This is a genomic window from Streptomyces sp. LS-MS-L19 (assembly GCF_058382285.1).
In genome coordinates, this window is the sequence record NZ_JBYCLL010000001.1 from 7,322,915 (window position 1) to 7,335,090 (window position 12,176).

The 12,176-nt window shown below is 70.7% G+C and carries 7 protein-coding genes; 5 read left to right on the forward strand and 2 right to left on the reverse strand.

Translation table 11 applies throughout. The annotated features are described in order from the left end of the window. The first annotated feature begins 54 nt into the window (after positions 1 to 54). The gene (hflX, locus tag AC2XR2_RS32745; protein ID WP_381307716.1) at positions 55 to 1,551 is read left to right on the forward strand and encodes a GTPase HflX; all 1,497 of its coding nucleotides are present in this window, start codon (positions 55 to 57) and stop codon (positions 1,549 to 1,551) included. Between the two features lie 186 nt (positions 1,552 to 1,737). On the opposite strand, the gene AC2XR2_RS32750 is transcribed toward hflX, so the two are convergent. Next, complete coding sequence (locus AC2XR2_RS32750; RefSeq protein ID WP_491516997.1) at positions 1,738 to 2,967, reverse strand: trypsin-like serine peptidase; 1,230 nt, start codon at positions 2,965 to 2,967, stop codon at positions 1,738 to 1,740. Between the two features lie 420 nt (positions 2,968 to 3,387). On the opposite strand from AC2XR2_RS32750, the gene AC2XR2_RS32755 reads away from it, so the two are divergent. From AC2XR2_RS32755 to AC2XR2_RS32770, 4 genes are all read left to right on the forward strand, one after another. Beyond that, positions 3,388 to 4,938: a diaminobutyrate--2-oxoglutarate transaminase family protein gene (locus AC2XR2_RS32755; RefSeq protein ID WP_491516998.1), complete on the forward strand. Its 1,551-nt coding sequence runs from the start codon at positions 3,388 to 3,390 to the stop codon at positions 4,936 to 4,938. A 560-nt stretch (positions 4,939 to 5,498) separates the two neighbouring features. Beyond that, positions 5,499 to 7,502, forward strand: coding sequence for an IucA/IucC family protein (locus AC2XR2_RS32760; protein ID WP_491516999.1), 2,004 nt, complete (start codon positions 5,499 to 5,501; stop codon positions 7,500 to 7,502). A 36-nt stretch (positions 7,503 to 7,538) separates the two neighbouring features. Further along, on the forward strand, positions 7,539 to 8,381 hold the full coding sequence (locus AC2XR2_RS32765) for a GNAT family N-acetyltransferase (RefSeq protein ID WP_491517000.1): 843 nt from the start codon (positions 7,539 to 7,541) through the stop codon (positions 8,379 to 8,381). A 310-nt stretch (positions 8,382 to 8,691) separates the two neighbouring features. Next, positions 8,692 to 10,719, forward strand: a complete 2,028-nt coding sequence (locus AC2XR2_RS32770; RefSeq protein ID WP_381307704.1) for an ATP-dependent DNA helicase — start codon at positions 8,692 to 8,694, stop codon at positions 10,717 to 10,719. Between the two features lie 141 nt (positions 10,720 to 10,860). Here the strand turns inward: AC2XR2_RS32770 and lexA are convergent, their stop codons facing one another. Further along, positions 10,861 to 11,640, reverse strand: a complete 780-nt coding sequence (gene lexA / locus AC2XR2_RS32775) for a transcriptional repressor LexA (protein WP_057613273.1) — start codon at positions 11,638 to 11,640, stop codon at positions 10,861 to 10,863. Between the last annotated feature and the right edge of the window lie 536 nt (positions 11,641 to 12,176).

A 12,176-nucleotide genomic window follows, 5' to 3' on the forward strand; every position in this document is an offset into this window, starting at 1 on the left:
ACCACCACGGCCCGACGAGCGCCGTATCGGACTCCCCAACGACGTAAGGACCCAATGACCTCCTCTTCATCCACTTCCCAGGACACGCAGCGCCTCGCGCACACCTACGCCGAAGGTCTTCGGGCCGATGCCCTGATGGAAGAGGACGTCGCCTGGAGCCACGAGATCGACGGAGAGCGGGACGGCGACCAGTTCGACCGCTCCGAGCGCGCGGCCCTGCGCCGCGTCGCCGGCCTCTCCACCGAGCTCGAGGACGTCACCGAGGTCGAGTACCGCCAGCTCCGTCTGGAGCGGGTCGTCCTCGTCGGCGTCTGGACCACGGGGACCTCGCAGGACGCGGACAACTCCCTCGCGGAGCTCGCCGCCCTGGCCGAGACCGCCGGCGCTCTCGTGCTCGACGGCGTGATCCAGCGCCGCGACAAGCCCGACGCGGCCACCTTCATCGGTTCCGGCAAGGCTCTGGAGCTGCGCGACATCGTCGTCGAGTCCGGCGCGGACACCGTCATCTGCGACGGCGAGCTCAGCCCCGGCCAGCTCATCGCCCTGGAAGACGTCGTCAAGGTCAAGGTCATCGACCGTACGGCCCTGATCCTCGACATCTTCGCCCAGCACGCCAAGTCCCGAGAGGGCAAGGCGCAGGTCGCGCTCGCGCAGATGCAGTACATGCTGCCGAGGCTGCGAGGCTGGGGTCAGTCGCTGTCCCGTCAGATGGGCGGCGGCAAGGGCGGCGGCCTCGCCACCCGTGGTCCCGGTGAGACCAAGATCGAGACGGACCGGCGTCGGATCCGCGAGAAGATGGCGAAGATGCGCCGGGAGATCGCGGACATGAAGACCGGCCGCGAGATCAAGCGCCAGGAACGCAAGCGCCACAAGGTGCCCTCCGTCGCCATCGCGGGCTACACCAACGCGGGCAAGTCGTCCCTGCTCAACCGCCTGACGGGCGCCGGTGTCTTGGTCGAGAACGCCCTGTTCGCGACCCTGGACCCGACCGTCCGCCGCGCGGAGACCCCGAGCGGCCGGCTGTACACGCTGGCCGACACCGTCGGTTTTGTACGACACCTGCCGCACCACCTGGTCGAGGCGTTCCGCTCCACCATGGAGGAGGTCGGCGAGTCCGACCTGATCCTGCACGTGGTGGACGGCTCGCACCCGGCTCCGGAGGAGCAGCTCGCCGCCGTACGCGAGGTGATCAGGGACGTCGGCGCCACCGACGTGCCCGAGATCGTCGTGATCAACAAGGCCGACGCGGCGGACCCGCTGACGCTCCAGCGGCTGATGCGGATCGAGAAGCGCGCCATCGCGGTCTCGGCCCGTACCGGCCAGGGCATCGCCGAGCTGCTCGCCCTGATCGACAACGAACTGCCGCGGCCGTCCGTCGAGATCGAGGCGCTCGTGCCGTACACCCACGGCAAGCTGGTCGCCCGCGCCCACGACGAGGGCGAGGTGATCTCCGAGGAACACACCGCGGAGGGCACCCTGCTCAAGGTGCGGGTGCACGAGGAACTGGCGGCGGATCTGGCGCCGTATGTGCCGACGCCGGTTGTGGCCTGAGGGTCGTGCAGTTCTTGCGACCCTTGTCGTTCATGTAGTTCTTGAGTGGGTTCGAGGCCCGTCCCTTTACGGGGGCGGGCCTCGGGCTTGCTCGGGTGCGGGTGCGGGTGCGGGTGCGGGTGCGGGTGCGGTGCTCGTGCTGGTGCCGGCTGTTGCTGATCGGGGGAGGGGCAGGGGGGCAGGCCGTCACTGGCCCGCGAACTTCTGGCTGACCGAGTCGTACACCCCCTCGGCCACCTGGCCCAGCCGTGGTCCGGCCAGCCAGCCCGCGTTCACCGGGCCGATGGAGGTGTTGGACACCAGCGCCGGCTCGCCGTCCGACCCGGTCGCGACCCAGCCGCCGCCGGACGAACCGCCGGTCATGGTGCAGCCGATCCGGTACATCGTCGGATCCGAGGCGGTGATCGACAGCCGCCCCGGCCTGTCCTGGCACTGGTACAACGACTCCCCGTCGAACGGCGCCGCAGCCGGATACCCACTCGCCGTGATGCTCTCCACCCGCGCCACCGCCGGAGCGTCGAAGTTCACCGGCAGAGCCGAACCGACCGTCTCCTCCAGCGACTTGCCGGTACCTCCCTCCTCCGGCGTCACATGGATCACGGCGAAGTCGTACGGCGCCCCGGCCCCGCCCGTCGGCCCGCCCTGCGCGATCCACTGCTCCGAGGTCTGCGCCCAGTCGGCCCACCAGACGCCGTAAGGAGCGAGCTCGTCCTCGGTCGCGCTCGCCAACTCCCCGCCCGACAGAGCCTGGTCGTTGTACGACGGCACGAACGCGATGTTGCGATACCAGCCACCGCTCCTGCCCGCGTGCACGCAATGCCCCGCCGTCCACACCAAGCTGGACCTGCCCGGGTCGGCCGGGTCCGCCACGACCGTCGCCGAGCAGACCATCGTGCCTTCGGGGGAGTCGAAGAACACCTTGCCCGCCTCGGGGACGTTGTCGTGGTACGTAGGCGATACGGCCTTCGCGTCCACCGGCGCCGGCTCCGGGTCGGTCACCCCCTGGTCACCCGAGAGGTCACTCTCCTGGACACCACGGTCAGGATCCTCGGCCCGGCGCATCCGGTCCGGGTCCCACAGGCCCTCGATGATCGGGTTGATGTAGTCCTGGGCCTCGCGCAGCCAGTCGTCCCTGTCCCAGTCCTTCCAGGCGCCGTTCTTCCACTTGTCGACATCGATCCCGTGCTCCTTGAGCCTGTCCCTGATGTCGTCGGGGATCGTGATCTTGCCGTCGCCCTCGGACGCGGCGGAGCCGGAGGTCTGCGCGTCGGCGTCCGCGTCGCCCGAGCCGCAGGCGGTGGCGGTCAGGGCCAGCACCGATGCGAGGGCCATGGCGGTCAGCATGCGGGAGGTTCTGCGACGCGCGCCCCTCACGCCCTCGTCGCGAGCGGCCACCGACAGCGGTTCGGATCGCATGCATACCCCCCTGGCGTTGACGAACCGGGCACCAGAGCCGACGACTTGCCGCGGACGTCCCGCGAGTTCGCCTTCCGGCACCGCGTCTTGGAACGGCATCACACACTATGCGCCCGCTGTGGGTGACTTCCGACGGAATCGCAACAGTTCCGTCACTCCGGAAATCCTCGGAACACTCCAAAGATCCCCGGAACACCCGTAACCCGGTGAACGGTCCGGGGTTGGTAGCGGTAGGCGCTTGCCCGCGCCCCTGCCGGCGGACGGCCGGGTGCCCCGCGTCCCCCTTCCCGGAGGTTTTCCGGACACCGGGTCATCGATGTGCCGAGATGTCGAGCAAAGGCTCACGGGGTTCCGTATGTCGGGGCGGGCGAGTCCGTGAGGGAACCGCTTGCCCCTGCACAGCGCGACGACGGGAGAACCATGGCCGTGACCGAGACCGCACCGGGGAAGGCCATGGCGGGGCAGACCACCGCCCAAGAACCGTCGGCGGCCCGGTCCGCACACGAGGGCATTCTGCGGCGCCAGTCGGCCCGCGAGTCGGCGGCCCGCACCTACGCCCGCGCCCTTCCGATCGTCCCCGTCCGCGCCCGCGGCCTGACCATCGAAGGCGCCGACGGCCGCCGCTACCTCGACTGCCTCTCGGGCGCCGGCACCCTGGCCCTCGGGCACAACCACCCCGTCGTCCTCGAAGCCATCCGCAAGGTTCTCGACTCGGGCGCGCCCCTCCACGCCCTCGACCTCGCGACCCCCGTCAAGGGCGCCTTCACCACCGAACTGTTCCGGACCTTGCCGCCCGGTCTCGCCGACCGCGCACGCGTGCAGTTCTGCGGACCGGCCGGCACCGACGCGGTCGAGGCCGCCTTCAAGCTCGTGCGCGCCGCGACCGGCCGCAGCGAACTCCTGGCCTTCGCCGGGGCCTACCACGGCATGACCTCCGGCGCCCTCGAAGCCTCCGGCCACGCCCCCGACGTGCGGGTCGCCCGGCTGCCCTACCCGCAGGACTACCGCTGCCCCTTCGGCGTCGGCGGTCCGCAGGGCGCCGAACTCGCCGCCCGCTGGACCGAATCCGTCCTCGACGACCCCAAGTCCGGGGTCCCGCTGCCCGCCGGGATGATCCTCGAACCCGTCCAGGGCGAGGGCGGGGTGCTCCCCGCCCCGGACGACTGGATGCGGCGCATGCGGCAGATCACGGCCGACCGCTCGATCCCGCTGATCGCCGACGAGGTCCAGACGGGTGTCGGCCGCACCGGCGCCTTCTGGGCGGTCGAGCACAGCGGCATCACCCCCGACGTCATGGTCCTCTCCAAGGCCATCGGCGGCAGTCTGCCCCTCGCCGTCGTCGTCTACCGCGACGACCTCGACGTCTGGGAACCCGGCGCCCACGCCGGCACCTTCCGCGGCAACCAACTCGCCATGGCCGCGGGCACAGCCACGATGGCCTACGTCCGCGAAAACGCCCTCACAGAACGCGCGGCGGTTCTGGGCGCACGCATGCTGGACCAACTCCGGCTCCTGGCCGGGGAGTTCCCAGTGATCGGTGATGTGCGGGGACGGGGGTTGATGATCGGCGTGGAGATGGTGGAGCCAGAGGGGTGGGGGGCTGCTCTCGGAGGCGGACCGGGCGAGCTCGTCGGGGGCGTCGCCCTTGCTGGTGGCGCCGACGGTGTGCCACTGCCGGATTCTGGTCTCTCGTCGTGCGCTGCCTCCCCTCGTCCCGCTTCGCCGGAGCTTGCCGCCGCCGTCCAGCGCGAGTGCCTCCGACGCGGCCTGATCGTCGAACTCGGGGGACGCCACTCAAGCGTCGTCCGCCTGCTCCCACCCCTGACGATCACTGACGAGCAGGCCACGGCCGTCCTCGACCGCTTCGCCGACGCCTTGGGAGCGGTGGCCCGCGATCATGACCCCGAGGCGGGGAGGCGGCGGCGGGGGCGCGGTCGGAGGGAGGGCGAGGGGGTGGGGCGGGCTGGGTAGGTGCGGGGGTGGAGCGGGTGGGTGGCGGGTGGTTGCTGCGGGCGGTGCGAGTCTTGGTGCCGGTGCCGGTGCCGGTGCCGGTGCCGGTGCCGACGGGTGCGGCGGGTGTCGTCGCTGGTGCCGGGTGCAAGGTGGGAGCCGCGCTCGGACGCGGGGAGGCCGTGGCGCCAGCCGAAGCCACAGGAGTTACAGGAGCCGGGGACTCGCCGGGTGCTGCCTGGAGTGCTGCGGCTGGAGCCACGCCCTTGGCCAGATGGGCCGCCCGGTCTGGAACCGCTGTGGCGTCTCCGCGTCGGGTTGGCATTGAGGTCGGGGCTGAACCGGGGCCGCACTCGGTGTCAGTGCCGAGATAGAGCCGGAAACCGTGAGGGCCTCCCGGCCCCATAGCCGCCGCCGTTCCCGCGCCCACCGCCGGCCAGGGGGCCTCTTGCCCGGTGCGCCTCAACAGGCCCCGCCATCAGGCCGATTGCCCACCGCTTCCCTCCACACCCCCTCCACTGACGCCGCGCCCAAACCCGACACAGGACCAGCCCCACACAGCCCCCCAAGGAACAGCGCCCTTGAACACCACCCCCGCCTCCGACAACCACACCTCTACGCCGCGCCACACCCCGTCCACCCCACCACCGCCCCCTCAGTACTCCCTCCCTCCCCACCGCACTCCGTCCCAGGCCGGGCCCCCAGACCAGGAGCGCCTGCGCGGCACCACCCCCGACCTCCTGGACCACCCAGACCCCCACACGGCAGCCGAGGCCGCAGCCGTGGAGAACCTGCTGCGCTGCTGGGTCCGAGAGACCGACCCCCCGGCCCCTCCCGTCGACGCTGGCACCGGCACTCGCACCCTCCACATCCCCCTCCCCGCCAGCGGCACCTCCCTCCTCGTCCCCGTCCAGTACTGGTCCCCGACGGGGTGGCACCGCTTCGGCCGCCCCCGTCTCGACGGCGCCCCCGCACAGGCCCCGCCGGTCGACGCGGTCACCCTCGCGGCACTACTCACCCGCGAGTCACTGCCGACCGCCGCCGCAGCCACCACCGGCACCGCCGCCGCAGGCACCACCGCCACCGCCGCAGCAGGTGCCGAACTCACCGCCCGCGTGGCCGACTCCGTCCGCCGCACCGCCACCTTCGTCAGCGAGCGCCGAAAGCACCCCGACGACGGCCCCGACCTCTTCCTCACCGCCGAACAGGCACTCGTCCTCGGCCACCCCCTGCACCCGGCCCCGAAGAGCCGCGAAGGTCTCTCCGAAGCCGAAGCGGCCTCCTACTCACCCGAACTGCGCGGCTCCTTCCCCCTGCGCTGGATCGCCGTCGACCCCTCTCTCCTCGCCACCGATTCGGCCTGGACCGAACGCGGACGCCCCGTCCCCGCCGCCCACCTCACCAAGCGCCTCGCCGGCCCAGAACTGCCCCTGCCCACCGGCCAAGCCGCACTGCCTCTGCACCCCTGGCAGCTTCGGGAGGTCCGGCACCGCCCCGAAACCGTCCCGCTCTTCGCATCCGGACTGCTCCGGGATCTCGGTGACCACGGCTCCCCATGGCACCCCACCTCCTCCGTACGTACGGTCCATCGCTCCGGCGCCCCCGCCATGCTCAAGCTCTCGCTCGGTCTGCGCATCACCAACTCCCGCCGCGAGAACCTCCGCAAGGAACTTCACCGCGGCGTCGAGGTCCACCGGCTCCTGCGCGCCGGTCTGTCCAAGGACTGGCAGGCGGCCCACCCCGCTTTCGACATCGTTCGCGACCCCGCCTGGCTGGCTGTCGACGCGCCCGACGGCACCCCCGTCCCCGGCCTCGACGTGGTGATCCGTCATAACCCGTTCAGCCCGTCACACGACGTCTCCTGCATCGCCGGCCTTGTCTCACCCCGCCCCCGAGTCGGTCCCGGCGCCGACGCGGGCCGCCTTGAGAAGGGCCTCCCGTGCCTGCCCACAGGCCGCCCGGCTTGGCGATCTCGGCTGGCCGAGTTGGTCACCCGCCTCGCCTCCCGGACCGGCCGCCCCAGGGGAGCCGTCGCCACCGAGTGGTTCCTGCGCTACCTCGAGCATGTCGTCCGACCCGTCCTCTGGCTCGACGGGGAGGTGGGGATCGCCCTGGAGGCACACCAGCAGAACACCCTGGTACTGCTGGACGCTGAAGGCTGGCCTGCCGGGGGCCGCTACCGCGACAACCAGGGCTACTACTTCCGCGAGTCCCGGCGGCCGGAACTCGAAGCCCGGTTGCCCGGCATCGGCCGGCACAGCGACACCTTCGTCTCCGACGAGGTCACCGATGAGCGCTTCGCCTACTACCTGGCGATCAACAACGTCTTCGGACTCATCGGTGCGTTCGGCTCCCAGCAGCTGGCCGACGAACGGTTGCTGCTCGCCGCCTTCCGCCGCTTCCTCCACGACGTGGCCTCCGGACCCGACCGACTGCGCACCACTCTCCCCGGCCACCTCCTCGACTCACCCGTCCTGCGCTGCAAGGCCAATCTGCTGACCCGAGTGCACGGCCTCGACGAGCTCGTCGGTCCGGTCGACACCCAGTCCGTCTACGTCACCATCGCCAACCCCCTTCACTCCTGAGGAACATGACCCACCCCACCTTCTGAGAGGCCCGCCGTGTCAGCCACCGACGCCCACGCCGACGCCGATTCCGTTCCCTCCGCCCCCACCGAGACCGACGCCGATGCAGACGACGGCAACGGTCCCCACAGCAGCGAGGGCAGTGCCACGCCGACCACCGACCGGGGCACCGACACCGAGGACACGCTGGACCTGCGCCTACCCGCAGAACTCCTCGCGCTCCTCGAAACGGAAGGAACCGACGCAAGCGCATACGCGAGTTGCGGCGGCAGCGCTACACCGCCCACAGAACGCACCCCCACCCGCGACGACCTGCTCGACCACATCGCCCACTGGGGCCCGGTCACCACCCCGGCAGGCGTGTTCCAACTGGTGCCCGTGCGAGTCGGGCGGGACCTCCCCCTCGTCTGCCGCTGGATGAACGACCCCGCCGTCACCGCGTTCTGGGAGCTGGCCGGGCCCCAGAACGTGACGGAGGACCATCTGCAGTCCCAGCTCACCGGCGACGGACGCAGCGTGCCCTGCCTCGGGGTGCTGGAGGGCACACCGATGAGCTACTGGGAGATCTACCGGGCAGACCTCGATCCGCTGGCCCGCCACTATCCGGCCAGGCCCCACGACACCGGTATCCACCTCCTCATCGGCGCCGTTCCCGACCGCGGGCGGGGTCTCGGCAGCACGCTCCTGCGCGCCGTCGCCGATCTCGCGCTCGACAAGCGACCTGCCTGTGCCCGCGTCGTCGCGGAACCCGACCTTCGCAACATCCCGTCCGTCACCGCCTTCCTGAGCGCAGGCTTCCGCTTCTCCGCCGAGATCGACCTGCCCGCCAAGCGGGCGGCACTCATGGTCCGAGACCGGTCCCTGCGCGATCTGCTGTAGCAGCACGTCACCGCGCAATCACTTTTGGTACACCGCCCGTGCCCAGTCGGTTCCCACCCGTCACGAAAGATTTCTTGCGACGGCCCCGCACCTCGTGGACCACGCCCGTCAGACGGGCTCCCCGGTCACTTTCGGCCGTCGATGGACGGATCCCGACCCGCTTGTATCAGACCCGGTCCCGTACGAACCGAGTCGAGCCCGATCCGCTACCGACCGGCTGCTGCTCCGAGGCGCTCCCGGTCCTGTTCCCGCCCCTCGTCCCCGCCTTGATCACCCCAATGTCAGTGCCGGGCCGTAGGGTGGTCGCGCTATGACGAAGCCCTCACTCCCCGAACTCCTGCATGCTGCCGTCACTGCCGTCGGCGGTACGGAGCGCCCCGGCCAGGTGACCATGGCCGAATCCGTCAGGGACGCGATCGACGACAGCTCCCACCTGCTGGTGCAGGCCGGCACCGGCACCGGAAAGTCGCTGGGCTATCTCGTGCCCGCGCTCGCGCACGGGGAGCGGGTCGTCGTAGCGACGGCCACCCTGGCCCTCCAGAGACAGCTCGTCGAGCGTGACCTGCCGCGCACGGTCGAGGCTCTGCATCCGCTCCTGCGCCGTCGTCCGGAGTTCGCCATGCTCAAGGGCCGGTCGAACTACCTGTGTCTGCACCGGCTGCACGAGGGCGTGCCGCAGGACGAGGAGGAGGGCCTCTTCGACCAGTTCGAGGCCGCGGCGCCCACCAGCAAGCTGGGCCAGGACCTCCTGCGGCTGCGGGACTGGTCCCAGGACACCGAGACCGGTGACCGCGACGACCTCACGCCCGGCGTCTCCGACCGGGCCTGGGCGCAGATCTCCGTGTCCTCCCGCGAGTGCCTGGGAGCCACCAAGTGCGCCTATGGGGCAGAGTGCTTCGCCGAGATGGCCCGAGAGCGCGCCAAGCTGGCCGAGGTCGTCGTCACCAACCACGCGCTGCTCGCGATCGACGCCATCGAAGGTGCCCCGGTCCTCCCGCAGCACGAGGTGCTGATCGTCGACGAGGCTCACGAGCTGGTCTCCCGGGTCACCGGCGTCGCCACCGGCGAGCTCACCCCCGGCCAGGTCAACCGCGCGGTACGCCGCGCCGCGAAGCTGGTCAATGAGAAGGCGGCCGACCAGCTCCAGACCGCCGCCGAGGGCTTCGAGCGGCTGATGGAACTCGCCCTGCCCGGCCGCCTCGAGGAGATCCCGGAGGACCTCGGCTACGCGCTCATGGCCCTGCGCGACGCCGCGCGTACGGTCATCTCCGCGATCGGCGCGACCCGCGACAAGTCGGTCCAGGACGAGGACGCGGTCCGCAAGCAGGCGCTCGCCTCGGTGGAGTCGGTCCACGACGTGGCGGAGCGGATCACGAACGGCTCGGAGTGGGACGTCGTCTGGTACGAGCGTCACGACCGCTTCGGTGCCTCTCTGCGCGTCGCCCCCATGTCGGTGTCGGGCCTGCTGAGGGAGAAACTGTTCGCGGACCGCTCCGTGATCCTCACCTCGGCGACCCTGAAGCTGGGCGGCGACTTCAACGGCGTGGGAGCGTCCCTCGGGCTCGCCCCGGAGGGCACCGAGGGCGATGACCTGCCGAAGTGGAAGGGCGTGGACGTGGGTTCACCCTTCGACTACCCGAGGCAGGGCATCCTGTACGTCGCCAAGCACCTCTCGCGCCCCGCGCGGGACGGCGATCGCGTGGACATGCTCGACGAGCTGACCGAGCTCATCCAGGCCGCCGGCGGCCGCACCCTGGGGCTCTTCTCGTCCATGAGAGCGGCCCAGCTGGCCGCCGAGGAACTGCGCTCCCGTATCCCGGAGTTCCCGATCCTCCTCCAGGGCGAGGAGACCCTCGGCGAACTGATCAAGAACTTCGCGGCCGACCCGAAGACCTGCCTCTTCGGCACACTGTCGCTGTGGCAGGGCGTAGACGTCCCCGGCCCCAGCTGTCAGCTGGTCGTCATGGACAAGATCCCGTTCCCGCGTCCCGACGACCCTTTGATGAGCGCCCGCCAGAAGGCGGTCGAGGAGGCGGGTGGCAACGGCTTCATGGCCGTCGCGGCCACCCACGCCGCGCTGCTCATGGCCCAGGGCGCCGGCCGCCTCGTCCGCGCTTCGGGGGACCGCGGCGTCGTAGCCGTACTGGATCAAAGACTGGCCACCGCGCGGTACGGCAGCTATCTGAAGGCGTCACTGCCTGACTTCTGGTACACCACGGACCGTAATCAGGTCCGGAAGTCACTGGCAGCGATCGACGCCGCCGCGAAGGCGGTGGAGGCGGCGGCCGAGGTCGAGAAGGCGCAGGCAGACGCCGAGGAGGTGCAGGCCGAAGCCTGACAGACGTGGGGTGGCTGTCCCCGGGATAGGGACAGCCACCCCGATGTGAACCGTCCGTCGCCGGGGCCGGACAGTGCAGGGCCCCGGAACCGGCGCAGGGGTTCCGGGGCCCGGTCGAATCGGCGAGGCCTGCCGCGGTGCTCAGACGCGCCGCAGAACTGCCACCACCTTGCCGAGAATGGTCGCGTCGTCGCCGGGGATCGGCTCGTACGCGGAGTTGTGGGGGAGAAGCCAGACGTGGCCGTCCTCGCGCTTGAAGCGCTTGACGGTGGCCTCGCCTTCGAGCATCGCGGCCACGATGTCGCCGTTCTCGGCGACGGGCTGGCGGCGGACGGTGACCCAGTCGCCGTCGCAGATCGCGGCCTCGATCATCGAGTCACCGACGACCTTGAGGACGAACAGTTCACCGTCACCGACGAGCTGGCGCGGGAGGGGGAACACGTCCTCGACGGATTCCTCGGCGAGGATCGGGCCACCGGCGGCGATCCGGCCGACCAGCGGGACGTACGACGCGGCCGGCTTGCCCGCGGTGTCCGTGGGCTGCACCGAGGCGCCCTGGTCGGAGCCCCGCACCTCGTACGCGCGCGGGCGATGCGGGTCGCGGCGCAGGAAGCCCTTGCGCTCCAGTGCCATCAGCTGATGGGCGACGGACGAGGTGCTGGACAGGCCCACCGCCTGGCCGATCTCCCGCATGGACGGCGGGTAGCCGCGCCGCTGGACGGAGTCCCTGATGACCTCGATCACTCGGCGCTGCCGGTCGGTGAGTCCCGAGCTGTCGGCCCTAATGCCTGGAGGTCGGCCCGGCAGGGAGCGCTTGTGTCCCTCGGGATTCACGGCTTCGTTCATCGCATGCACCGGCTCGAGTCGGCCCTGGGAACGGTCCTGGGCAGTGATGGTGGCACTGTCTGCGGTCGTGGTCACGTCGGCCCCTCTCGATGGTCTCCCTGCTGGACAACGGTAGTTGCTTTCGAAAGGTTGCGCCAAACACACGTTCGAGTGAAAAATCGCGGATTGCCTGACGCGATCAAGTGTCTGGGTGTATGGCTAACGCGCCGACCGCCGAACAAAAGGGCCCATTGCTGTACTCTTCACCGCCGGTGGCGACCTCGCGGTTTGTTGGGCCAGTCTGCCACCCGGCGACCTGTCAGCCGGGTAACGGCTTCCATCTGTGCGGGAATCCCACGTCCCCTCCTTGTGGCGCCCACGGTATCTCCGCATGCGCCGCAGCGATACGGCTGTGCGTCGTGTTCGCCGGGAGTCGGGGCGGTCGTACGGCACATGCCCATACGGACGCGACACGCGCGTACGGCGTGTATGTAGTGCCGATCCCTACATGTAGTGCTTGGATTGCTACAGCAGCCCAGAAGTTGTGGTCCCCCGGGTCTCCACGCCCGCCGCGATCCCCTATGCTTGGGGCTGCTTCGAGGGGCCCATGGGCCTAGCGAGGCTATTGAGTC